The 22,081-nt window shown below is 63.3% G+C and carries 24 protein-coding genes; 9 read left to right on the plus strand and 15 right to left on the minus strand.

The features are described 5' to 3' along the window. Nucleotides 1-32 precede the first annotated feature (32 nt). Together ACFVSI_RS18265 and ACFVSI_RS18270 are read left to right on the plus strand one after the other, a co-directional pair. On the plus strand, nt 33-1,241 hold the full coding sequence (locus ACFVSI_RS18265; protein ID WP_387826724.1) for an McrC family protein: 1,209 nt from the start codon (nt 33-35) through the stop codon (nt 1,239-1,241). Nucleotides 1,242-1,276: 35 nt separating this feature from the next. Next, a complete protein-coding gene (locus ACFVSI_RS18270) occupies nt 1,277-1,531 on the plus strand; it encodes a PLDc N-terminal domain-containing protein (RefSeq protein ID WP_387826727.1) in 255 nt (84 codons plus the stop codon). Between the two features lie 3 nt (nt 1,532-1,534). Here the strand turns inward: ACFVSI_RS18270 and ACFVSI_RS18275 are convergent, their stop codons facing one another. Continuing rightward, nucleotides 1,535-3,205 (minus strand): ATP-binding protein, encoded by a 1,671-nt coding sequence (locus ACFVSI_RS18275; protein ID WP_387826730.1) that lies wholly within the window; start codon nt 3,203-3,205, stop codon nt 1,535-1,537. Nucleotides 3,206-3,304: 99 nt separating this feature from the next. On the opposite strand from ACFVSI_RS18275, the gene ACFVSI_RS18280 reads away from it, so the two are divergent. Further along, nucleotides 3,305-4,048 carry a response regulator transcription factor gene (locus tag ACFVSI_RS18280; RefSeq protein WP_387826733.1) on the plus strand — a complete coding sequence of 248 codons (744 nt, stop codon included), beginning with the start codon at nt 3,305-3,307 and terminating at the stop codon, nt 4,046-4,048. On the opposite strand, the gene fdxA is transcribed toward ACFVSI_RS18280, so the two are convergent. From fdxA to ACFVSI_RS18330, 10 genes are all read right to left on the minus strand, one after another. Further along, entirely contained in the window at nt 4,045-4,344 is a 300-nt protein-coding gene (gene fdxA / locus ACFVSI_RS18285; RefSeq protein ID WP_387826736.1) for a ferredoxin, read from the minus strand. The two genes, ACFVSI_RS18280 and fdxA, sit on opposite strands and share 4 nt — an antisense overlap. A gap of 6 nt (nt 4,345-4,350) precedes the next feature. Further along, entirely contained in the window at nt 4,351-5,817 is a 1,467-nt protein-coding gene (locus ACFVSI_RS18290; RefSeq protein ID WP_387826739.1) for an aldehyde dehydrogenase family protein, read from the minus strand. Nucleotides 5,818-5,834: 17 nt separating this feature from the next. Beyond that, nucleotides 5,835-6,647 (minus strand): SDR family oxidoreductase, encoded by an 813-nt coding sequence (locus ACFVSI_RS18295; protein ID WP_387826742.1) that lies wholly within the window; start codon nt 6,645-6,647, stop codon nt 5,835-5,837. After that, nucleotides 6,647-7,588: a dihydrodipicolinate synthase family protein gene (locus ACFVSI_RS18300; protein ID WP_387826745.1), complete on the minus strand. Its 942-nt coding sequence runs from the start codon at nt 7,586-7,588 to the stop codon at nt 6,647-6,649. The genes ACFVSI_RS18295 and ACFVSI_RS18300 overlap by 1 nt, the downstream gene beginning before the upstream one ends. Before the next feature lie 54 nt (nt 7,589-7,642). Further along, nucleotides 7,643-8,446, minus strand: a complete 804-nt coding sequence (locus ACFVSI_RS18305) for an enoyl-CoA hydratase-related protein (RefSeq protein ID WP_387826748.1) — start codon at nt 8,444-8,446, stop codon at nt 7,643-7,645. Continuing rightward, complete coding sequence (locus ACFVSI_RS18310) at nt 8,443-9,684, minus strand: CaiB/BaiF CoA transferase family protein (protein ID WP_387826751.1); 1,242 nt, start codon at nt 9,682-9,684, stop codon at nt 8,443-8,445. The genes ACFVSI_RS18305 and ACFVSI_RS18310 overlap by 4 nt, the downstream gene beginning before the upstream one ends. A 5-nt stretch (nt 9,685-9,689) precedes the next feature. Continuing rightward, nucleotides 9,690-11,054 (minus strand): FAD-dependent oxidoreductase, encoded by a 1,365-nt coding sequence (locus tag ACFVSI_RS18315; protein ID WP_387826754.1) that lies wholly within the window; start codon nt 11,052-11,054, stop codon nt 9,690-9,692. Nucleotides 11,055-11,065: 11 nt separating this feature from the next. Beyond that, on the minus strand, nt 11,066-12,394 hold the full coding sequence (locus ACFVSI_RS18320) for an MFS transporter (protein ID WP_387826757.1): 1,329 nt from the start codon (nt 12,392-12,394) through the stop codon (nt 11,066-11,068). Nucleotides 12,395-12,558: 164 nt separating this feature from the next. After that, nucleotides 12,559-13,158, minus strand: a complete 600-nt coding sequence (locus ACFVSI_RS18325; protein WP_387826760.1) for a helix-turn-helix domain-containing protein — start codon at nt 13,156-13,158, stop codon at nt 12,559-12,561. A gap of 90 nt (nt 13,159-13,248) precedes the next feature. Further along, nucleotides 13,249-13,629 (minus strand): Hpt domain-containing protein, encoded by a 381-nt coding sequence (locus ACFVSI_RS18330; RefSeq protein ID WP_387826763.1) that lies wholly within the window; start codon nt 13,627-13,629, stop codon nt 13,249-13,251. A gap of 204 nt (nt 13,630-13,833) precedes the next feature. Between ACFVSI_RS18330 and ACFVSI_RS18335 the strand changes: the two genes are divergently transcribed. Further along, complete coding sequence (locus ACFVSI_RS18335; protein ID WP_387826766.1) at nt 13,834-14,007, plus strand: hypothetical protein; 174 nt, start codon at nt 13,834-13,836, stop codon at nt 14,005-14,007. Here the strand turns inward: ACFVSI_RS18335 and ACFVSI_RS18340 are convergent. After that, nucleotides 13,965-14,444, minus strand: coding sequence for a very short patch repair endonuclease (locus ACFVSI_RS18340; RefSeq protein ID WP_387826769.1), 480 nt, complete (start codon nt 14,442-14,444; stop codon nt 13,965-13,967). The two genes, ACFVSI_RS18335 and ACFVSI_RS18340, sit on opposite strands and share 43 nt — an antisense overlap. Nucleotides 14,445-14,716: 272 nt before the next feature. After that, entirely contained in the window at nt 14,717-15,739 is a 1,023-nt protein-coding gene (gene bioB, locus ACFVSI_RS18345) for a biotin synthase BioB (protein ID WP_387826772.1), read from the minus strand. 196 nt (nt 15,740-15,935) lie between these two features. Between bioB and ACFVSI_RS18350 the strand changes: the two genes are divergently transcribed. After that, the gene (locus tag ACFVSI_RS18350) at nt 15,936-17,663 is read left to right on the plus strand and encodes a purine-cytosine permease family protein (RefSeq protein ID WP_387826798.1); all 1,728 of its coding nucleotides are present in this window, start codon (nt 15,936-15,938) and stop codon (nt 17,661-17,663) included. Nucleotides 17,664-17,811: 148 nt separating this feature from the next. On the opposite strand, the gene ACFVSI_RS18355 is transcribed toward ACFVSI_RS18350, so the two are convergent. Both ACFVSI_RS18355 and ACFVSI_RS18360 read right to left on the minus strand, forming a co-directional pair. After that, a complete protein-coding gene (locus tag ACFVSI_RS18355) occupies nt 17,812-17,997 on the minus strand; it encodes a CsbD family protein (RefSeq protein WP_018777112.1) in 186 nt (61 codons plus the stop codon). Nucleotides 17,998-18,078: 81 nt separating this feature from the next. Then, a complete protein-coding gene (locus ACFVSI_RS18360) occupies nt 18,079-19,254 on the minus strand; it encodes a zinc-dependent alcohol dehydrogenase (RefSeq protein ID WP_387826776.1) in 1,176 nt (391 codons plus the stop codon). Nucleotides 19,255-19,389: 135 nt separating this feature from the next. Between ACFVSI_RS18360 and ACFVSI_RS18365 the strand changes: the two genes are divergently transcribed. The 4 genes from ACFVSI_RS18365 to ACFVSI_RS18380 all read left to right on the plus strand — a co-directional run bounded on the left by ACFVSI_RS18365 (nt 19,390) and on the right by ACFVSI_RS18380 (nt 22,040). Then, a complete protein-coding gene (locus ACFVSI_RS18365; protein ID WP_144662482.1) occupies nt 19,390-19,584 on the plus strand; it encodes a hypothetical protein in 195 nt (64 codons plus the stop codon). A gap of 155 nt (nt 19,585-19,739) precedes the next feature. Next, nucleotides 19,740-20,240 (plus strand): hypothetical protein, encoded by a 501-nt coding sequence (locus ACFVSI_RS18370; RefSeq protein ID WP_387826780.1) that lies wholly within the window; start codon nt 19,740-19,742, stop codon nt 20,238-20,240. A gap of 27 nt (nt 20,241-20,267) precedes the next feature. After that, nucleotides 20,268-20,885, plus strand: coding sequence for an SIS domain-containing protein (locus ACFVSI_RS18375; protein ID WP_387826783.1), 618 nt, complete (start codon nt 20,268-20,270; stop codon nt 20,883-20,885). An 84-nt stretch (nt 20,886-20,969) separates the two neighbouring features. Beyond that, nucleotides 20,970-22,040 carry an alkene reductase gene (locus ACFVSI_RS18380; RefSeq protein ID WP_387826786.1) on the plus strand — a complete coding sequence of 357 codons (1,071 nt, stop codon included), beginning with the start codon at nt 20,970-20,972 and terminating at the stop codon, nt 22,038-22,040. The last annotated feature ends 41 nt before the right edge of the window (nt 22,041-22,081 follow it).

Below are 22,081 nucleotides of genomic sequence, written 5' to 3' on the forward strand. Positions count from 1 at the left end.
GGAATCCCGTCACGGGGCCACGGCACATCGTCATGGACGAGCTCTCCGGCGGGGTGGTGGAAAAACTCGATCCCGAATCCGCTGCCTTCGTCAACACCAGCGGGCTGGCCAAGGCCTCGCCCATGGGGATGGGGCTGTACCGCATCGAGCCGGCCGGCAAGGTGGGCTCCGTGCGGACGGCCACCATCCAATTGGAGGTCCGGCCCAAGGACCGGCTGGGCCTGAACCGCCTGCTGTTCCTGCTCAGCTACGCCGGCGACCAAGGCTTCCGTGACCACTCCGTCGAAGCCGTGGAGCACCCGGACTTGTGGAGTGCGCTCGCCGAGTCCCTGGCCCAGCTGGCGGACAAAGCCCTGAGCCGGGGAGTGCTGCAGGGGTACCTCACGGTGGAAGAGTCGTTGCGTACCGTCAAGGGCCGGATCCGCATCTCGGACCAGATTTCGCGGCGGCCTGGAATGCTGGTGCCACTGGAGGTCTCCTACGACGAATTCACCGAGGACATCGCCGAAAACCGCATCCTCCGTGCCGCTTTGGAACGCATGGGACAGGTTCCGGGGGTCCGGCCCGACGTCTTGAGCCGCCTGCGGCAGCTTAAGGGAAAGCTCGACGCCGTCACCCGCCTCCAGCCCGGCGCCCCGCTGCCGCCGTGGCGCGCCAGCCGCATGAATCTTCGTTTCCATGCAGTGCTTCGATTGGCCGAAGTCATCCTGCGCAACGGCTCCGCGGAAGCCGGCCAGGGCAAGCAGCGGACGGCGTCGTTCGTGGTGGACATGGCACAGGTTTTCGAGGAGTTCGTGGGGACCGCGCTGCGGAGCGCCATGAGCGCCTATCCGGGGGAGATGCGTCTCCAATACGGCGCGCTCCTGAATGAAGCCGTCCGGGATTCCGACCGTTTGACCGTGCGGCCCGATGCCGTGCATTTCCTGGGTGGCCGCCCAGTGGTGGTGTACGACTCGAAATACAAGGCAGCGTCCGACACCGGTGCCTCCCTCAGCGCGGACCACTACCAGCTGCTGGCCTACTGCACCGCCCTGCGCGTACCTACTGCCTGGCTGGTTTATGCAGGAGCCGGGGAAGTAAAACTGCGGCGCATCCTGAACACCGACATCGACATCGTCGAGTACCCGCTGGACCTGTCCCGCCCGCCGTCGGAAATCCTGGCAGCCGTCGCTGACCTCGCGGAACAGTCGTGGGGCGAAGTAGTACGCCAGGCTGTGGCGGGACGCTCGGCGTCGGACTAGCCTGAGATGTACACCGTTCGCCGATAGGAGGCACTATGGCCGGCAAGAAGTCTTGGCGGGATATGAGCAAGGGGCAGCGCCTATCCGTGGTGCTCAGTGGTGCAGTGAACCTGGCGTTGCTGGTTGCCGCCCAGCGCAGCATTGGCAGGACTCCAGACTCACAAATCCGGGGCAAGAAGGCACTCTGGCGCGCTGCGTCGTTTATCAACTTCTTCGGCCCGGTCAGCTACTTCCTGTTTGGCCGACGCCGCGAGTCCGGGTTGGTTGGCGGGACACCCGCCACGCGGTAAGGGCTAAGCGGGCATCTTCACGGTGAAGGTGGTTCCCTGCCCGGGAACGCTTTCCAGGGTGATGGTTCCGCCGTGGGCTTCGACAATTGCTTTGCTGATGGGCAGACCCAGTCCGACGCCCGGTATTGCACTCTTGCGGACGCTGCCGGCGCGGAAGAACTTGGTGAAGGCTTCAGCCTGTTCCTCTTCGCTCATGCCCATGCCCGTGTCGGTGACCCGGCAGAAAATGAAGTCCTCGTCCTCCCAGGCAGCGACTTCCACATCGCCGCCGTCGGGGGAGTACTTGATGGCGTTCGAGACCAGGTTGTCCAGCACCTGGGCCAGCCGGGAAGAGTCGACGCGGGCTTCCAAGGCATCGGGAAGGTCCATGGAGAGCTTGATGCCGGCTTTTGCGGCGCGGGGTTCGGCGGAGGTAACACTGCCGCGAACCAGCTCCGCCACGTCTGCCGTATGCCGTTGAATAACGATCTGGCCTGACCGTACAGCCAACAGGTCGGACACCAGGGTGAGCAGCCGCTCCGCATTCCGTTTGACGATGTCCAGCTGTTTACGGGAATGGCTGTCCAGGGTATTGGCGTCATCCAGGATCAGCTCAACATAACCCAGGATGGACGTCAGCGGGGTGCGGAACTCGTGGGAGACGTTGGCAACGAACTCGTCCTTGGCAGCCAGCGCGTTCACGAGGTCGGTGACATCGCTGAAAACCACCACGGAGCCGGCAAACTTGCCGTCGTCGTCGAGCATGGGGCGGGCGCTGGTGGTGAAGGCCCGCTGCTCGGGGCCAGTGCCAAGCCACACCAGTTGGTCGGTGAAGCGTTCGCCCAGGACAGCCCGCCGTACAGGCCGCTGGTCCGGGGGCAGGGGCGTTGTCCGGTCCGTGTCGAAGACCAACAGCTGCGATTCGTTGGGATCGGCATTGTCCGCAGGGGTGGCCAAAGCGTGGCTCTGGCGCTGGCGGCGGTTCATGAGGATGTCGTGCCCGTCGCCGTCAACGGCCACCACGCCCAGAGGCAGGGCTTCCATGACCGTGTTCAGCAACCGTTCCTGCTTGGTGCTGATGTCCAGGGCTTCCTTCAATGCCTCATCTTTTTGCTCGAGGGCCCGCTGCTGACGGACCATGCTCAGGGTCAGGACGCTGACTGAGACACCGATGCCGAGGATCAGGATCGGGAACAGCAGCGGTTTTGTGAGTGCCTGCTCGCTGACTTGGTCATGGACGAACACCGGAACCCAAACGATGCCCAGAGGACCCAAAAAGGATAGTGCTATTGCCAATCTCGGATACAGGCCGGAGGCGCACAACCAGATGACTGGCAACACCACCAGGACGCTGAGACCGGTGAGCGCCTCCTGTCCACCTTCGCGGCCGAACGCTATGGACACCATGTCCAGGATGGGGATCGTGAGGAAGCTGGCAAACGGCAGCCGGTGCCACGGAACCACTATGCACAGGCCCAACAGGAAGGCCTGGCTCAGCAGGAATATGAGGAACAGCGGGTTCTCGAGGGTGGCGGGGAAAAACAGCCACACCAGAATGGCGGAAATACAGACACACACGGACAACGGCAATTGGCTGAGGACAACCCGCATCCGCAGTGTATGTTCATGGAACGAGCGCTGAAAAACCAGCAATTTCTTCTTTTCGCCAATATCCCACGCTGAGGGTTGGGTCATGGCACAACCACCACGGATACGGAAGAAATTCGGTTCATGAGATCAGCCTAACCATAACGGATATACTTCTGAGGTTATCGAAGGGGCTGAGGGGCAGCGATGAGTGAAGTACGTGTGGGGCTGGTTATCGAAGATGACCAGGATATTCGCGAATTGGTGCGGGTTGTTCTTTCCCAGGCAGGGTTTGACGTCCACACAGCGTCTACAGGTTCAGCAGGCGTGACTTATGCCCGCCAGCTCAAGCCCGACGTCATCACCTTGGACCTTGGCCTCCCAGACATTGATGGTTTCGAGGTCGCACGTCAGATCCGCAAGTCATCGGACGCGTACATCATCATGCTCACCGCCCGTGCCGAGGAACTCGACACGCTCATGGGCTTGGAAGCCGGAGGCGACGATTACCTCACCAAGCCTTTCCGGCCGCGCGAGTTGCGCGCCCGTGTGGAGGCCATGATGCGGAGGCCGCGGTCGTCGTCGGACGTTAAGAGCGCGCCCGAAGAAGCTGATCCCGAGATGATCCACAACGGCCTGGCCGTTTCCGCCGGTTCCCGCACCGCAACCTTGAACGGCACCGAGCTGAAGCTCACCCGCACGGAATTCGACCTCCTGCTGGCGCTGTTGGAAACCGGGCGGATTGTGCGGACCAAGGCCGATCTCGCCCGTCGCCTACGGAATGAACCGTACGACGTCGGCAGTTATGTCAGCGACGCGGACGAACGCGCCGTTGAGGTGCACATGGGCAACCTGCGCAAGAAGCTCGGCGACAGCATTCAAAACCCGCGCTGGCTGGAAACCGTGCGTGGCGTCGGCTACAGGCTCGCGCCGGCAGTCCAAAGCAACTAACCGCGGGTGGGTTCGGCCTGGATGACCGGGTGGTCCGTCTCCGGCAACGAGCGCCCGGGGCCGTCGTCGAAGAATTCCGCGTTGGCCCGGACATAGTCTGCCCATTCGTCGGGGACGTCTTCTGAGAAGAAGATGGCTTCCACAGGGCACACGGGATCGCACGCCCCGCAGTCCACGCACTCTGATGGACGGATGTAGAGGGAGCGCGCGCCCTCGTAGATGCAATCGACGGGGCATTCATTGATGCATGCCTTGTCTTTCACATCCACGCAGGGCTGCGCGATCACGTAACTCATACCCGACTACACGCCGGTGTAGACGGTTTTGCCCCACGTGAAGAAGTCCAGTGCCGACCGTCCTTGCTCGCGGAACGTGTTGGTGGAGGAGTCCTTGACCCCGCCGAACGGTACGTTGAGATCCAAGCCGGCGGTGGGCCGGTTGACCTTGACCACGCCGGCCTGTGCGCGGGCAGCGAAGTCACTTGCCAGCGCCAGCGAATCCGTGCAGATGCCTGCTGTGAGTCCATAGCGGGAGTCGTTGATGGCGGCAAGCCCCGCTTCATAGTCAGGTACCTCGAGCACGGCCACCACGGGACCGAAGATCTCCTCTGTTACCGCGGCGTCGTCGAACGGCAGGTCGGTGAGCACCGCCGCCGGGAAGAACAACGCGCCGGTCGGGTCGCCGTCGTAGTTTCCGTGCAGCAGGGTGGCGCCGCGTTCGACGGCGGTACGCACCGCTGCCTGGTCCTGCTCAAATTGCTGCCTGCTGACCACGGCACCCATCCGCGTGCCGTCCGCGAGGCCGTCACCGGTGCTGTATGCGGCGGCTTCGGCCACCAGTGCGCCAAGGAACGCGGCACGGATCCCCGGGGTCACGTACACCCGCGAGGTTGCAGTGCAGGCCTGGCCGGTCAGCCCGAAAGCTCCGGCGGCCACTACCTGGGCGGCCTTGCGGGGATCGGCGTCGTCCAGCACCAGCACGCCGTTCTTGCCCCCCATTTCCAGCTGCACCCGCGCACGCCGGGCGTTCAGGATCTCTTGGAGCCCCAGGCCCACGTTGGTGGAGCCGGTGAAGGAGAGCCCGGCTATGCGCGGATCGCGGGCCAGGGCGTCACCCACCACGCGTCCCTTGCCATGGACCACGTTGAACACCCCAGCGGGCAGTCCGGCGTCCTGCAGGGCACGGGCTAGGTGCGTTGCGGACAGCGGAGTCAGCTCAGCCGGCTTGATGACCACGGCGTTTCCGCTGATCAGGGCCGGAGCGGTCTTCCACGCGGGGATGGCGATGGGGAAGTTCCACGGGGTGATGAGGCCAACCACACCCAAGGGTTCGCGGCGGGTGGTGATGGTGGTATCCGGGAGGCCGCTTGGCAGGACTTCGCCGGTAGCTGCCCAGCCGAGGGAACCGAAGAATCGCAGGACGTCCGAGGCGCGCTTCACTTCACCCTTGGCTTCTGCCAGGGTCTTGCCTTCTTCACGGACCAAATCTTCGGCGATCGCCCCTTGGCGGTCGATCAGCAGGTTCCCGGCGGCAATGAGGATGGCGCCGCGCGACGGAGCGGGAAGCGCAGCCCAGTGTGGTTGTGCAGCGGCGGCGGCCGTAATGGCGGCATCCACGTCCTCGATGGTGCCGCTGGGGGAGAGGGCGGCCAGCTCGCCGGGCCGCGCCGGGTTCATCCGTTCCGTGTCCGCTGACCCGAGCCATTGGCCATTGATGAGGTGTTGGGCGGTGAGGGTAGTGACGTTGGTGTCCAAAGTTGTGGAAGTCATGGTTGGTCCTTAAGGGGTTAGAGGCTTCGGATCAGGCCGCCGTCGCACCTCAGTGCGACTCCGGTGATGTACGACGCCGGCGCGCTGCACAGGAAGGCGGCGGCGGCGCCGAACTCGGCGGGTTCTCCATACCGGCGGGCGGGAATGGTCTTGCGGGATTCGAGCTGGATGTCCTCCAACGTGGTGCCGCGGCGTTTGGCTGCGGCCTGGTCCAGCTGCGTGACACGGTCGGTGGCAATGCGACCGGGCAGGAGCAGGTTCACGGTGACCTCGTCCAATGCGACCTCGGCAGCGAGGGTCTTGAGGTAGCCGGCCAAGGCAGCGCGTCCGGTGTTGGAAACGGCCAGGTTGGGCAGGGGCGCGGTCACCCCGCTGGAACCGATCGCCAGGATGCGGCCCCAGCGGCGTTCCCGCATGCCGGGCAGCACCTGCGATACCAGGGCATGGTGCGGCTTGACCAGGAGGTCGAACGCAGCGGCCATGTCCTCGGAAGTCAGCGTTGCTGCGGCAGCCGGCTTGGGTCCGGGCCCGTTGAGCACCAGGATGTCGATCGGCCCGAGGTTGGCAACGGTCTGGTCCACGGCGGACTCGATGCCCTCCGGTGTGCCGAGGTCCGCTTCGATCGCGACCGCGTCAAAACCGCTGCTTCCCAACGATCCAGTCCCATACGCGGCCTGGAGTTCGGCAACAATCTCCTTGGCGCGGTCCCGACGCCGCCCCACCACCGCCACGCGGACCCCCTCGGCAGCGAGCGCCCGCGCCACGGCAAGTCCAAGGCCGCCGGTAGAAGCCGCTACGAGTGCTGTCTTTCCTGCGATTCCGAGGTCCATCAGAAACTCCCTACTGTTGCACGGGCATCCAGTGCTGACGCCGCTTCCTTCAGGTGAACTGCCATGGAGCCGCGCAGAGCCTCGGGGAACAGGGCAGCGGGCGCCCGTACTCCGGAGTCCTTGATGAGCCCGCGCTCGCGGAGGCATTCCTTGCGGATAGCCAGCGCCACCTTTGACTGCTGCTCAAAATTGATAAGCGGCAGATACGGCTGCAGTTCACGTTCGGCGGCCTCGTATCCGCCCTCCTGCCACGCCCGCACGCAGGCAATGAGTGCTTCGGGGTAGGAGAATCCGGTCATGGCACCGGCGGCGCCGGCCATAAGTTCGTCCAGGAGGCCTTGACCGCCCAGCCCGCCGAAGATGGAAACCCCGACGGCGGCGCTCAGGTCGGCGATGGCCACGCTGGTGGGCGGGGCCTCGGCTTTGACGGCGATGACGTAGTCACAGGCGTTGACCACCGAAGCCAAGGCTGCCGTGGAGATGGAGACGCCGCTGGCCAGCGGGTAATCCTGAAGGACCACTTTGGCTCCGGTTGCCCGGTGGATGGCGTCAAGGTGGTCGATCACCGCTTCCGCCCGGGCGGAGTTGGCCTGCACCATGACCGCCGCCAGGCGTGGTCCGGCAACTGCCTGCGCTGCCATGACCTCTTCGATGGCTGGCCGCGTGGCTAGCGCGGTCACACCCACCACCAAGGGGAGGGCAGTGGACTCGACCACGGTTTCCAGGACGTCCCGGCGTTCCTGCGGAGTGAGGGCGGCTGCTTCGCCGAACACGCCAAGTACCGTGAGGCCGGTTGCCCCGATGCTCTCGTAATGCTCCACGAGTTCGGCGAGGCTGTCGAGGTCAACGTCGAGTGTGCTGCCCTGGAAGGGGGTGGCCACGACGCCCCAGACACCTGACGACAGGGATTCACGGTTTTTGGGCGCAGAAGGGACAGGCATGGTGGTTCCTTTCAATGCGGACTACTGATTGGGATGGCTGGTGCCGGGGACGGTTTAGCGTCCCGGCCACACGGGTGGGCGCTTTTCCTGGAACGCCCTGACCCCTTCTGCGGAGTCCTCGCTGTCCAGTGCCGCCATGAGTGCCGGCAGCCGGAGGCTGCGGGCTTCCTTGGCCGTGAGGTGAGCGGTCTGCGTGACCATCTGCTTCACGGCCCGGACAGAGGTGGGGGCACATCCCAGGATGTGGTCCACCCAGCGCTGGACGGCTGCGTCCAGCTCCTCAGCCGGCACTACCTCATTGACCAGTCCCATGGATTGCATCTCTGCGGCATCGGCTTTGCGCCCGGTGAGCAGCATTCCCATGGCCTGCGTGTACGGGACCCTGCGCACCAACTGGTGGATGCCGCCGTCGAGCGCCAACCGTCCAACGCGGGGCTCGGTCAAACCGAACTTCGCGTTCGAGGCAGCGACCACGATGTCAGCACCGAGGACGATTTCCATGCCGCCGCCCAGGGCATAGCCGTTCACTCGGGCGATCACCGGAACATCGAGGGTGGTGCGCAGGCTCAGGCCGCCGAAGCCGTTGGGGTCCAGGCCGGCCCAGTATTCCAGGCCGGTCTTGTCCACGGCATCTGCTGACATGTCGGCGCCGACGCAGAAGGCGCGGGGTCCGGCGCCGGTGACTACGACGACCCGCACAGTCGGGTCACTTTCGAGCTGTGACCAGACCTCGTTGAGCCGGTCGTGGGTGGTGCCGTCCACTGCGTTCAGGACGTGCTGGCGGTCGATGGTCACTGTCGCCACGCCGTCGGTGATGTCCAGGGTGACCTCGTCGACCCGTTCTGCGACAACGCTCACCGGAGGACCCCCAGCTGCTGCAGGCGTTCGATGGTTTCCTTATCGAAGCCGTTCTCGAGCAGGACCTCCACATTATGCTCACCCAGGCGGGGAGCGGCGCGGCGGATCGACGGCGGGGTTGCCGAGAGCCGGATGGGTGCATTAAGCATCTTCACCGTTCCCACCGAGGGGTGTTCGGCTTCGACGATCATGCCGTTCGCTTCAGTCTGGGCGTCTGCGAGCGCCTGTTCCAGGGTGTGGACCGGCGCATTCAGGAGCCCCTGCTCTTCAAGTTTCGCCGTCCAGTAAGCGGTGGTGTTGGTGGCGAAGTGTTCGCGGAAGATGGCCTGGAGCGCGGGCTTGTTCTTGAATTGCTGCTCGAGGGTAGCGAAGCCGGGCCGTTCGGTGAGGTCCTCATCAAGTTCCAAGGCGTCGGAGATGCGGGCGAGCGGGTCAGGAGTGAAGCCGCCCACCATGCACACGGCGCCGTCGGTGGTTTCGAAGACGCCACTGAGCGGCATGGCACCCCAGTTGACCTCGTAGCCGCGGTTGAGCTGCATGCACGCTTCCTGCATCTGCAGGTGAAGCATGGAGTCGTACATGGTGACTTCCACTTTTTGGCCCACCCCGGAGGTGTCCCGGGTGCGGAGGGCCAGAAGGATCCCTTGCATGAGGTGCATGCCGGTGATGTAGTCGCACAGGGTGGTGGGGTAGATCGCGGGTTTGGTGTCCTCGGACTCGCGGCGCCACATCACGCCGGAGTAGGCCTGCGCGATCGCGTCCTGACCACCCTTGTGGGAATAGGGACCCTCCGGACCGAAGCCGGTGCCCGAGGCCCAGATGATGCCGGGGTTGTTCGCATTCAGGTCCTCGTAGCCGAAGCCCATACGTTCCATGACGCCCGAACGGAAGTTGCTGACCACTACGTCCGCGTCGGCCATGAGCCGGTGGAGGACGTCGCGGCCTTCGTCGGTACGGGTGTCCACGGAGACGCTGCGCTTGTTCCGGTTGATGGACAGGAAGATCGGGTTGTCCTGGCCGTCCTGGTCCGGGAAGGAATTGCGTGAGATGTCGCCGGCTCCTGGACGCTCCACTTTGATGATGTCTGCGCCGTAATCGCCCAGCAGCTGCGTGCACGACGGCCCCATGAACACTTGGGTGAAGTCCACGACCTTGATGCCGTCCAGGGGGAGCGGTACCTGTGCCGGAGCTGCCGCGGCGAGTGACGCCGTCGTGCTTTCAGTTTTTTCTGCAGTCATGAGGCTCATGCCAGCACCGCTGCTTCGGAGTCGAGGGTGGCGTTCGACGACGGGACGTCGCCCGGGTCGGCGCCGTGCTGCCGCATGCCCAACTGGATATCCGCTGACGCGACATCGCGGACCAGGATGTTGTTATCGACGGCCAGCGCGGCTGCCACGCCGACGGCCTGGCCCATGGCCATGCAGGGCGGAATTTCGCGGGACATTTTCTGGGCCTCCGGAGTTGCCGAGTAGTGGCGGCCGGCCACCAGGAGTTGGTCAACTTCCTTGGGCAGCAGCGAGCGGTACGGGTAGTAGTAGTCGCGGCCGCGGGCCACAGTGTCTTCGAAATGGCGGCGCTGGGTGACGTCGTCCTTGGTCATGACGTACTCGCCCTGCAGGAGGCGGGTCTGGCGGACGCCCATCTGGGAGGCGACGTCCAGCATGTAGGCGTTTTCGAAGCCCGGCAGGTTGGCGCGGACGTAATCCACGGCCTCGGAAATGCGGTCGCGGGCGGCGAACTCGGCTGCGGTCATGTCTGCCGGGTCTACGCCGTCGAAACCGGTCATGTGCGGGGCGTTGCACCACACCACGCCTTCGATGGGGGTCTTGAGCCACCACAGTTCCCAGGCTCCGCCGAGGATGCGCTTGATCTTGCGGTTGATGGCGCGGGCTTCCTTGGGGTTGGCCTGTTCGAAGGCTTCGGCTGCGTTGGTGTCCACGTTGCCGAGGCGGAAGACGAGGGTGGTGAGGTAGTTGTCCTTTGCGTAGCTGGCGCCGGCACGCGAAGCAACATCAATATCGCCGGTGGTGTCGATGACGACATCGGCCAGGAAGGCCTGCGGGCCCAGTTTCGTTTCGCAGATGACGCCCTTGATCACGCCGTTGTCCACGATGGGGCGGGAGAACCAGGAGTGGAGGCGGAGGTCCACTCCGGCCTCGCGGACGAGGTCGTTGGACACGCGCTTCCAGCCATCGGGGTCGAAGGCGGCGGCGTAGCAGATCGGCTTGGGGTTGGTGTGGGAGTGGAAATCGAAGGTGCCGTAGCGTCCCCACTTGTTCCACAGTTCCTCGGAGGTCTTGCGGTCATCGGCGGGAGGAACGATGGCCAGGCCGAGCTTCTGGAGGCGCTCCACGTATTCGGAGACAATGCCTGTGACCGTGATTTCCTGGCCGTTGATCATGTCGTCGAGCACCAGGACCATGCCGCCGGAGGCCAGGCCGCCCAGGGACGAGTAGCGTTCCAGCAGCGTGACTTTTGCGCCGGAGCGGGCTGCGGTGACGGCAGCGGCCACACCTGCGGGGCCACCGCCAACCACCAGTACATCGGAACGGGAGATGATGGGAGCTTTGAGGTCAGAGGTGGTGGTAGCGAGTTCGAGGGAGTTCATGTTCTTGGTCCTTACTTGCCGACGTGAATGCCGTTAGTGCGGCGTGCGGCGAGGTAGAAAACGATGCTGAGGATGGACAGGACGGCCACGTAGACCGGGAAGATCCAGCTGAGGTTCAGGGACTGGAACCAGACCAGGAGGTAGGAGGCTGTGCCGCCGAACAGGGCTACGCCGATGCCGTAGCCCAGGGCTACGCCGGTCCCGCGGATGTTCTTGGGCATCAGGGAGGAGCTGACCACGTTGTAGAGGGTCATGTTGAGCACCAGGACTATCGAGCCGCCTAGGAGGACCGCTGCGAAGCCGCCGATGCCGGGCTGCACGTAGAGCAGCATGAGGAATACGGACGGGATCGCCAGGATGCGGGTCACGAGGAACCACCGGGACATTGCCTTGCCATCTGCGAGCTTGCCGATGACCCAGCTGCCGACTACAAGGATGACGCCGAGGACCGTGGTGAGGGCGAAAACGGCGGTGGGGTCTTCCTTGAATCCGCTGCGGGCTGCGCTGGGAAGCCCTACGTTCCACGCATAGTTGTAGGCCTGCGCCGCGCCCACAACGAAGATGATCGCCAAGACGGAGAGCCAGTGCTTGCCGACGCCCTTCCACACTGCGCGGGGAGTGTTCGTGGCCATTTCCTCTTCCTTGAGGGTCTCAGGGAGGGATCGCCGCAGGTAGAGGACCACGAAGCCGAACAGTGCGCCGATGATGAATGGAACACGCCAGCCCCATTCGCCCATGGCCGCGCCGCCGATGACAAGGCTGCAGAGGAAGCTGACCAGGGACGCCATGAGGATGCCGATGTTGACATAGAAGGACATGATGCCGGCTACGTAGCCTTCGCGGCCTTCGGGTGCCAGTTCAACGGCGTGGGAGGTGGAGAGGGGAGCTTCGATGCCGGTGGAGATCCCCTGGAGGACACGGCAGGCCAGCAGGATGATGCCGGCGGCTGGGCCGATGGTGGCATAGCTCGGAGTGATCGCAATGACCAGGGTTGTTCCGGCCATCAGCATGATGGACAGGAGCATCACCCTTCGTCGGCCAATGCGGTCTGCCAGTGTTCCGAGCAGGATGCCGCCCAGCGGACGGAAAGCGAATCCGACGGCGAACACGGCCAACGCGTTCAGCGTCGCCGACAGAGGATCGGTATTGGGGAAGAAGTTGGGACCGATGAAAGCGGACAGGAGGCCGAAAACCATCCAGTCGTACCACTCAAGGGCGTTTCCCAGGCCCAGGCCGAGAAGACCCTTGCGGACTTCGGGAGTGAATTTGGCGTTCTTGGCACGGGAGTCGGTGACGGGCTTTGGTGTGGGGACGGCATTGTCCGTTTGGGTGTCGAGCATGGAAGATTCCTTACGCTTACGCCGTGGAAGGCGTGAAAGGGTATGACGCAGGGACGCCTGTCGAAGGAAGCGCCTGACGCGAAAGTGGCAAGGAGTGTCAGCGGCCACGGGATCGTGTCCGGACAGTTAAGGGAAAACGCCCAGGCCGCCTGAGGGCGGCTGCGCTACCACGCGTGTGGTGCGTTGACCCAGATGGCTACGCATACCTCTTCGTAGCTGTTCTTGTACCAGTGGGGGATCTCTGAGGAGTAGGTGATCGAGTCGCCTTCTTCAAGGCTGTAGCAGACGCCGTCCAAAAAGACGTCTTTACGGCCGGAGATGATGTAGCAGAACTCTTCACCGCTGTGGGTAAATGGGGTCGCGCTGGTGTCGTGCCCTGGGGGCGTGCTGATCCATTGCGCTTCGATGCTTCCGTCCCGGTTGGGGGTCAGCAGTTCGTGTACTGCCTCTCCCACGGATTCCCGGGTGACGTTTTGCAGGTTCCGCCTGTCCGCCTTGCGGACCACGGGGGACTGGGATTCGTTCTGGCCGATGAAGAACCTCCCTACGGGGATGTCCAGGCCATGGGCCAACTGCGCCAACGTGGTGAAGGATGGGTTGGCCATGCCGCGTTCAATCTGGCTGACGATGGCCTGGCTGAGGCCGGTGATGTCCGAGAGCTGAGCAAGAGTCATGCCCTTTGCCTTGCGCATGGTGCGCACCTTGTTTCCTACCGTCGCCAGCAGTTCGCTGGTGGCTGGTGGAGCAGGAGTCTCGGTAGTCATTGCCGCTTCCTTCGTTGGTGAGCTAACTCACACAACTATAGTGAAGATCTTTAGCGAGTCAACGGTTTTTCTTCATTAAGGTGAAGAAATTTACCGAATCTGCGATTCCAGTTCCCTGGTCGTCCCGAAGACGCACTGGTCAATCTCGTTCACCTGCGGCCTAAGTTCAAGCAGATGATCGGCGTTCGGCAGCAGGCGGATGCTGATTTCCAGCTCCGTCGCCAAACGCTCCATGCAGACGGCGCCCACCATATGGCTGGACGTTTTCAGACTGAGGACGGCATCCATGACGTCGTCGATATCCAGGTTGTCCAGGGCCCGATGCAGGCGGGATACCCGCCAGGGCAGCAACGAGACGTAGTTGCGGACGAAGGCGTCGATGATGGCCGGGTCTCCGCCAAGCTCGGCCTGGAGTTCAGCGAGGACGGTGTGATCCACCAGGGCGTCTGTGCACTCGTCATACTCAGACACCAAACCCCTCCCGCCTCGGAACAATAGATTCACGATTCAACAGTAGGACTCGTGGAACTGCCTACGTGCCATTAATCCAAAGCTTGATCCAATCTTGAGCGGACTCAGAGGGAGTCTTGATTCCCGGACCGGAAAGTAGCTGGGAACAGAAGAAATCCCGGATCTGGAGAACCTCCAGCCGCGAATCAAGGAGAGGGAAACAGCATGGACAGTGGTGCCCGCCCGTCACCTGGGCTGATGGTGATCATCGTCTTTTGCCTGACCATCCTGCTGGGTATCGGCGGGACTGCGGCCTACTCCCTGTGGGAACAGGGCTCGCACAGTGCGGGCTCCGATCATCCCGTTGAGTCGGCCCCCTCCACTACATCCAAGCCGTAACCGGCCGGGGACTCGAGGAAAGAAGTCAACCGGTTTTCGAGAATGGACACGTTCTTCATTTCGCATTCCCAGACCGTCAGGACCTCCCAACCGGAAGCGCAAAGTTCCGCCCGCTGCTGAGCGTCCCGTTCCCGGGTCCTGGTGCGCTTGGCCTCCCAGAACGCCGCGTTCGCTGCAGGAGCATGCCGGCCGGCCTTGCAGTCATGGAAGTGCCAGAAGCAGCCGTTGACGAAGATGACCTTGCGACGGCCGGCGAACACCAGATCGGGCCGGCCGGGGAGCTTCGCCGTGCCGGACTGCCCGTGCAGACGGTACCTGTAACCCTTGGCGTGCAGCAGCCTGCGGACCAGCAGCTCCGGCTTGGTGTTCTTGCCCCGGATTCTGGCCATGTTGCGGCTGCGCTGTTCCGGCGTCAGCAGATCCCGGCTCTCGCCCATGGGACCAGCCTACCCAGGGAGTTTTTGTACAGATAATGACCTTATGGAGCGCTTTTAGGAGCATTAGCTTTTAGGAGCATTATCTGTACAAAAACCCGCGAGGGGGTGGCGTGAACACTCGGCCGTCCACCCCAGCGGCGTGACCTGGACCTTCATGCGCCTGCGACACGCCGGGCAGTAGCGCGGCGGCTCCATCACCAACTGCTGTCGGCAGCTTTGGTGAGCGTCCGACGTCGGGCTGTCACCTCCGCAGTGGCCGCAAAAGGCGGCGTTCACAGCGTCTTCTGGAGTTCCTTGATGGGCATGTTCAGCTCCACCAGGAGGTTGAGATCGGCATCAGCGGGGCGGCCCAGGGTGGTGAGGTAGTTTCCGACGATCACGGCATTGATACCGCCGAGCAGGCCTTCGCGGGTGCCCAGGTCGCCGAGGGTCAGCTCGCGGCCGCCGGCGTAGCGCAGGACGGTCCGCGGCATGGCCAGTCGGAACGCCGCGATGGCGCGAAGGGCATCCTTGCCGTCCATGATCCCCTGGTTCTCAAGGGGCGTGCCCGGCCGCGGGTTGAGGAAGTTCAGCGGAACTTCGTGCGGCTCCAGGGCGGCGAGCTGGGCAGCCAGTTCGGCCCGCTGTTCCAGGGATTCCCCCATGCCGATCAAGGCACCACAGCACAGTTCCATGCCGGCGGCCTTGACCATGGCGCAGGTTTCCAGCCGTTCCTCGTAGCTGTGGGTCGTGACCACCTCGGGGAAGTAGCTGCGGGCTGTCTCAAGGTTGTGGTTGTACCGGTGAACGCCCCACTCCGCCAACTGGTCAACCTGGCGCTGGGTGAGCATGCCCAAGGAGCAGGCGATATTGATGTCCACTTCCTCGTTGATGCGCTCGATCGCGAACTTGATTTGGTTCATCAGCTTGATGTCCGGGCCACGTACGGCGGCGACGATACAGAATTCCGTGGCACCCGTTGCGGCTGTTTCCTTGGCTGCTTTGACCAGTTCCGGGATATCGAGCCACACGCCGCGGACGGGGGAGTCAAACAGCCCGGATTGACTGCAGAAGTGGCAGTCTTCGGGACAGCCGCCGGTCTTGATGGAGATGATGCCTTCCACCTCAACGTCCTCGCCGCAATGTTTCAACCGGACTTCGTGGGCAAGATCGAGGGCTGCCGGGATGGCGTCATCCGGCAGCTGCAGAATCTCTACAAGCTGGCTTTCCGTCAGGCCTTCACCGCGTTCCAGGACCTGTTCGCGGGCGGTATCGAGGATGGCACAGCGGGCAATTTCGCGGGGTGCATGGGTCATGTCCTCGACGGTATCGGCGCAGGTGAGGGGCCGTTTTGTGGGGTGCGTACAAAGGGTGATCCTGCTTTCTGGTACCGAAAGCAGGGTGCGGGTGATGCAGAAGTTACAGCTGCGAAACACGGCCGTGACTGAATTGACGCGCTGCGTGACTAGCGTCGTGGACGAAGCACCCTCCCCGGACGAAAGCGACCGACGCATGAGCGACGACAAGACGAGTACCGCAATACTGGAGCCGACGACGGCGGCAAGCACCGCCGTCGGAATCGGCCCCGCCGGCACATCGCCGCAAGGCAACGCCGACGCATTGAGTGCAGCGAAGGAGAGCCTGGAGGATTACACGCTCCGGTTCGCCCCGCGTTCCTACCGCAAGTGGAGTGCCGGCGTGGTGGCGACGAGTGCCCTGGGTGGCATCGCCTACCTGGCCGACTTCTCCATCGGTGCAAACATCGGCATCTCCTATGGAACGGTGAACGCGATCTTCGGCATCATCGTGGCCGCGGTGATCATCTTCGCAACCGGCTTCCCGCTGGCTTACTACGCTGCCCGCTACAACATCGACCTGGACCTCATCACCCGCGGCTCGGGCTTCGGCTACTACGGCTCGGTGGTCACCAACATCATCTTTGCCACGTTCACGTTCATTTTCTTCGCCCTTGAAGGTTCCATCATGGCCCAGGGCCTGCAACTGGGACTGGGCATCCCGCAGTGGATCGGCTACGCCGTGTCCACGATCATCATCATTCCCCTGGTGATCTATGGCATGAAGACCCTGGCCACCCTGCAGGTGTGGACCACTCCTTTGTGGCTGCTGCTGATGGTGGTACCGGTGGGCTACCTGTTGTTGTCCCACCCGGAAAGCATCGATGCGTTCTTCGCGTTCACCGGTGCTTCGGGTGACGGCGGCCCGAACCTGGCCTCGGTGATGCTGGCGGCCGGTGTCTGCCTGTCTCTTATGGCCCAGATCGCCGAACAGATCGACTACCTCCGCTTCATGCCGCCAAAAACTGCTGAGAACAAGGGCGCCTGGTGGCGCGCGGTGATCCTCGCCGGCCCGGGCTGGGTCATCTTCGGTGCCATCAAGCAGATCATTGGCCTTTTCATCGCCATCTACCTCATCGCCAAGCTCGATCCCGCAGCCGCAGTCCACGCCAATGAACCCGTCCACCAGTTCCTGGGCGTCTACGAAGAGATGATGCCGGCCTGGCTGGCCATGACCTTGGCGGTGGTGCTGGTGGTCATCTCGCAGATCAAGATCAACGTCACCAACGCCTACTCCGGTTCGCTGGCCTGGACGAACTCCTTTACGCGTATCACCAAGAGCTATCCGGGCCGGATGGTGTTCGTAGTGGTCAACCTGGTGATCGCGCTGATCCTTATGGAGTCGAACATGTTCGACTTCCTCAACACCATCCTTGGCTTCTACGCCAACTGCGCCATGGCCTGGGTTGTGACGGTGGCTTCAGACATCGCGATCAACAAGTACCTGCTGAAGATCTCGCCCAAGGTTCCAGAGTTCCGGCGCGGAATGCTCTACGCCGTGAACCCTGTGGGCTTCGTGTCGATGCTGGTCTCGGCCGGTGTCTCCATCGCAGTGTTCTTCGGGGCGTTCGGTGCCTCGGTCCAGCCGTATTCGCCCATCTTCGCTGTGGGCCTGGCACTGGTGCTGCCGCCGATCCTGGCGGTGGCTACCCGTGGCCGCTACTACCTGCGCCGCATTGACGATGGCATTGACCTTCCGATGTTCGACGCCGACGGAAACCCCAGCGACGCGAAGCTGCTGTGCCACGTGACGGGCATCGAGTTCGAACGTCCCGACATGCTTCGCTCGGCTCAGGACGGGCCCGACGGCGAACCCCAGTACATCTCGTCCCTCGCCTTGTCCACGGACAAGTCGGGCGGGTTGGTGCTCCCGGCGCAGAAGTAACCCCCCGTCCGCCCAACTAGGGGACAGCACTTGTCCTACTGACGGGTCATTGGGACAGGAGCTGTCCCCTAGATGGGCGCAGACGAACGCCCCGGTTCCCTTGGATGGGAGCCGGGGCGTTTCGCTGTGTTCGTTTGGTGCTGCAGGCCTACTTGTCGAAGGCGTCCTTCGCGGCGTCCTTGACGTTCTCGCCGGCCTGCTTGGTCTTGGCGGCTGCCTGGTCAGCTACACCTTCGGCCTGCAGTTTCTCGTTGTTGGTGGCGTCACCCAAGGCTTCCTTTGCCTTGCCGGTGACTTCCTGTGCCTTATTGCTGATCTTGTCTCCGAGTCCCATGGGATCTCCTTCGATGTAGTACCAACGCTGACAATTGCTAGGCTATCGAGCAATTCTGGGTACTTCCTGAATGTGCCCTGCTCAAGGCTTGAGGACCACCTTGACGCATCCATCCTGCTTCTTCTGGAACTTCTCATAGAGGGCGGGCGCCTCGTCAAGGCTCCCGGTATGGGTGACCAGATGCATGACTCCCAGCGGATCGGCGTCGTCCTCCACCAGGGGCAGCAAGTCGTCGATCCAGCTGCGCACATTGCATTGACCCATGCGGAGCTGGATCTGCTTATCGAACATGGTCATCAGCGGCATGGGATCGGCCTGGCCTCCGTAGACGCCGCTCAAAGACAGGGTGCCACCGCGACGGACTGTGTCCACGGCGGTATGGAGGGCCGCGAGCCGGTCCACGCTCATGGTCTCCATGGCCACCTGCGCCGGCTTGTCCGGTAGGAGGGACACTGCCTTGTGGAGGAAGGAAGCCACCGGCGAACCGTGTGCTTCCATGCCGACGGCGTCCACTACGGAGTCCGGTCCCCGGCCGAGCGTTTCCTCCCGGATCTGGCTGGCGACGTCCGAACTGTAGTCCATGGTCTCCACGCCGTGGGACTCCGCCATCGCCCTGCGTTCGGGGACCGGATCGACTCCGACGACCCGGAAGCCCTTATGGAGGCCAATCCTGGCAGCAAACTGGCCGACAGGTCCCAGACCCAGCACCGCAAGGGTTCCGCCCTCAGGAACATTGGCGTACTCCACTGCCTGCCACGCGGTCGGAAGGATGTCGGAGAGGAAGAGGTAGCGTTCGTCGGGCGCATCCGAGTCGATTTTCACGGGGCCGTAATCCGCGAACGGCACCCGCAGATACTGGGCCTGTCCACCCGGAACCGAGCCATACAGTTCTGAATAGCCAAACAGCGCGGCGCCCGATCCCTTGGCCTTGACTTGGGTGGTTTCGCATTGGGACTGAAGCCCGCGGTTGCACATGTAGCAGTGCCCGCAGGAGATGTTGAAGGGGACCACAACCCTGTCGCCCTTTTTGAGGCGGTGCACTTCCGGGCCTACTTCTTCGACGATTCCCATGGGCTCGTGCCCAATGACGTCGCCCTTGTGCATATAGGGGCCGAGGACCTCGTACAAGTGGAGGTCCGAGCCGCAGATGGCGGTGGAAGTGATGCGGACAATCGCGTCCGTGGGTTCCTGGATAGAGGGATCAGGTACGTCTTCGACGCTGAGTGTGCGCCGGCCTTGCCATGTCACTGCTTTCACGTGTGGATCTCCCTGCTGTTGATGCCGGGGGCCGGTCCCGCTCTTCTGGAGACCTTTCCAGCGAAGCAGAGATCATGTCCTCTTACAAGGCCGCCGACCCTCGACACGATCCCGGGCGGTGCCTAGATTGAGGCCATGAGCAACGAACCCAACAAGACCGACGCGGCACCTTCCGAACCGTCCGAACCTGGGGCGACTGACGCCGTCGAGCATGACAACGGAACCGGCGACTTCACCACCGAGCTGGACCCCACATTCATCCCTGATGAGACCGGTGAAACCCCGGAAGAAAAGCGTGCCCGTGAACACCCCGAAGAGACGGGCAGCTAAAACTAGTAAGTAACCTGATAACTAGCTACCATACAAGAAGAGGCGGGACCGGAATCGTTTTGGAATGACCCGATTGGGGTACACCTCGGACACCAAGCACATCGCGGGCTGCGAGCGGCGCCCACGGAAGTCCGCTCACCAGGGAGGTAATCCTCGTGGACACAGGACAGCTGGTACTGATCATCGTCGTGGCCGTGGTGGTCATCGCGGCCGTGATTATCGCGGTGGTTGTCGGACGCCGCAAGAAGGCCGAGGTCAATCGTCGCCGGGCAGGGGAGTTGCGCGAGAAAGCCCAAGAGGAAGCCATCGGCGCGCACCAAGCGAAGGCTGAGGCCGCCCAAGCCGAGGCAAACGCTCTGCAGGCCGAAGCCGAAGCGGGCCGGCTTCGTAGAGAAGCTGAACGCAACTCGGAAAAGGCCGAGGAAGCGCACGGACGCGTCGAGGAGCACCTCCGCCACGCCGACGAGCTTGACCCGAATGCTGCGGACCGCTCCGCCGATGACGGCCACGGCAACCACTCCGGCCGCGGCAACGTGGACCACGACGGCGGCCACACCAGTGACGCCGACCGAGTCAACGTGGCTGAGGGTGAACGGCTGACGCGCGACCGCAGCAGGCGCGAAGGGTCGGCGCGCGACGGCGACAGGAACCTGTAGTTTCGACGACGAAGCGGAGGTAAGGAAGTGAGTATCGTGGTAAGGCGGACAGGTCAGTCAATCCGTGCGACCGATTCCAAGGTCAACCGACATGCAGTGGACGTTGTCTTGGGTCATCTTGGTGAGATCGGTCCCGCAGTGGCGGCCTTGCGTCGGGAATCGTCGCGGCTTGCCGAATGGGGCGAAGAACTGGCCAGGGCCAGGCTTCGTGGCGGCCGGGTGTTCGCCGCCGGAAGCGACGGTTCCGCCCATGAAGCACAACGCTTCGCCTCTGAACTCACGGCCCACGATGCCGCCCATGATCACGGTGGGAACCCCGGCTCCTTCAAAGCCATCGTGGCCAACAAGGATGCCGGGGAGACCATCAGCGGGCAAATTCCCTCAACCGTCAAAAAGGGAGACATCGTGGTGCTGCTGGCTGCCAAGGGAATCACGGATGACCTCCGCGACGCCGCTGCCGCAGCCAAATCCGCCGGAGCCAAGGTGTGGGCGCTGACCGGACGCGAGTCGAAGGACCTGGCGCAATCCGTCAATGAAGCAATCAACATCAACACGGACCCACCGCACGCCGAGGAGGCGCACCTGGTGGCAGTTCTTGCCCTGTGCGAATGCTTCGACGAGTCAATGAGGGATCTGACGAAGTAGTGTGATCTCCACCTCACCCGGAATAGTTGCAGACGCGGCACAGTTACGCATGGTGAACCTGATTCATCCTGAAAGGAACCGCGCATGCTGTTTTCCCCCTTGGCCCTTGGCGAGCTGGAGCTTTCCAACCGACTGGTGATGGCCCCGTTGACCCGCCTGCGCGCAGGCCAGGATGGCGTTCCGAACGATCTGATCGCTGAGCACTACCGCCAGCGCGCCTCCCTGGGCCTGATCGTGAGCGAAGGAACCTACCCTGCCCGTGCCGGTCAGTCCTACCCCGGCCAGCCTGGGCTCGTCACAGATGAGCAGGTCGCTGGCTGGAAGAAGGTCACTGACGCAGTCCACGCCGAGGGTGGCCGCATGTTTGCCCAGATCATGCACGGCGGACGCGTGTCGCACGCCGACATCACCGGTGGCCACGAGATTGTTGGCCCCAGCGCCGTCGCCATCGATGGCGAGGTCCGCACCCCCAACGGCAAGCAGGCCTACCCGGTGCCGCGCGAATTGCGCACCGACGAACTGCCCGGCGTGATCCAGGAAATCGTCACGGCCTCCAAGAACGCGATAGCAGCAGGCTTCGACGGCGTTGAACTCCACTCCGCCAACGGTTACCTCCTGCACGAATTCCTTGCCCCAAACTCCAACGTCCGCACCGACAGCTACGGCGGTTCCCCGGAAAACCGTGCGCGCTTCGTCATCGAGACGGTCAACGCCGTGGTGGAAGCCTTGGGCGCCAACCGCGTGGGCATCCGGATTTCTCCGGAGCACAACGTCCAGGGAATCGCCGAAACGGATGCCGCTGATGTACGGGCCACGTACGAGGTTCTTGTTGACACCATCGCACCGCTCAACCTCGCGTACCTGAGCATCCTGCACCACGAGCCCAAGGGTGCCCTGGTGCAGGACCTCCGCGAGCGTTTCAACGGCACGTTCCTGGTAAACACGGGCTTCAGTGAGATCACTACCCGCGACGAAGCCTTCGCCATCATCGAAGAGGGCCTCGCTGACGCCGTGGTGGTTGGCCGCCCGGCCATCGCCAATCCGGATCTGGCGCGTCGCTGGCGTGACAGCCTGCCGCTGAACGAGCCCAACCCGGCGACGTTCTACGCTGACGGCGCCGAAGGATACACGGACTACCCGTTCTACGCGAACTAACAGCAGCAAAAGCACGACGTCGGCACCCACCTGGGTGCCGA

The organism is Paenarthrobacter sp. NPDC057981, assembly GCF_042886835.1.
GTDB lineage: Bacteria > Actinomycetota > Actinomycetes > Actinomycetales > Micrococcaceae > Arthrobacter.

Coding starts and splice junctions, on each gene's coding strand:
- ACFVSI_RS18265 (WP_387826724.1), top strand. CDS start 33: ATGGACGAGCTCTCCGGCGGGGTGGTGGAAAAACTCGATCCCGAATCC.
- ACFVSI_RS18270 (WP_387826727.1), top strand. CDS start 1,277: ATGGCCGGCAAGAAGTCTTGGCGGGATATGAGCAAGGGGCAGCGCCTA.
- ACFVSI_RS18275 (WP_387826730.1), bottom strand. CDS start 3,205: ATGACCCAACCCTCAGCGTGGGATATTGGCGAAAAGAAGAAATTGCTG.
- ACFVSI_RS18280 (WP_387826733.1), top strand. CDS start 3,305: ATGAGTGAAGTACGTGTGGGGCTGGTTATCGAAGATGACCAGGATATT.
- fdxA (WP_387826736.1), bottom strand. CDS start 4,344: ATGAGTTACGTGATCGCGCAGCCCTGCGTGGATGTGAAAGACAAGGCA.
- ACFVSI_RS18290 (WP_387826739.1), bottom strand. CDS start 5,817: ATGACTTCCACAACTTTGGACACCAACGTCACTACCCTCACCGCCCAA.
- ACFVSI_RS18295 (WP_387826742.1), bottom strand. CDS start 6,647: ATGGACCTCGGAATCGCAGGAAAGACAGCACTCGTAGCGGCTTCTACC.
- ACFVSI_RS18300 (WP_387826745.1), bottom strand. CDS start 7,588: ATGCCTGTCCCTTCTGCGCCCAAAAACCGTGAATCCCTGTCGTCAGGT.
- ACFVSI_RS18310 (WP_387826751.1), bottom strand. CDS start 9,684: ATGACTGCAGAAAAAACTGAAAGCACGACGGCGTCACTCGCCGCGGCA.
- ACFVSI_RS18315 (WP_387826754.1), bottom strand. CDS start 11,054: ATGAACTCCCTCGAACTCGCTACCACCACCTCTGACCTCAAAGCTCCC.
- ACFVSI_RS18320 (WP_387826757.1), bottom strand. CDS start 12,394: ATGCTCGACACCCAAACGGACAATGCCGTCCCCACACCAAAGCCCGTC.
- ACFVSI_RS18325 (WP_387826760.1), bottom strand. CDS start 13,158: ATGACTACCGAGACTCCTGCTCCACCAGCCACCAGCGAACTGCTGGCG.
- ACFVSI_RS18335 (WP_387826766.1), top strand. CDS start 13,834: ATGGACAGTGGTGCCCGCCCGTCACCTGGGCTGATGGTGATCATCGTC.
- ACFVSI_RS18340 (WP_387826769.1), bottom strand. CDS start 14,444: ATGGGCGAGAGCCGGGATCTGCTGACGCCGGAACAGCGCAGCCGCAAC.
- bioB (WP_387826772.1), bottom strand. CDS start 15,739: ATGACCCATGCACCCCGCGAAATTGCCCGCTGTGCCATCCTCGATACC.
- ACFVSI_RS18350 (WP_387826798.1), top strand. CDS start 15,936: ATGAGCGACGACAAGACGAGTACCGCAATACTGGAGCCGACGACGGCG.
- ACFVSI_RS18355 (WP_018777112.1), bottom strand. CDS start 17,997: ATGGGACTCGGAGACAAGATCAGCAATAAGGCACAGGAAGTCACCGGC.
- ACFVSI_RS18365 (WP_144662482.1), top strand. CDS start 19,390: ATGAGCAACGAACCCAACAAGACCGACGCGGCACCTTCCGAACCGTCC.
- ACFVSI_RS18380 (WP_387826786.1), top strand. CDS start 20,970: ATGCTGTTTTCCCCCTTGGCCCTTGGCGAGCTGGAGCTTTCCAACCGA.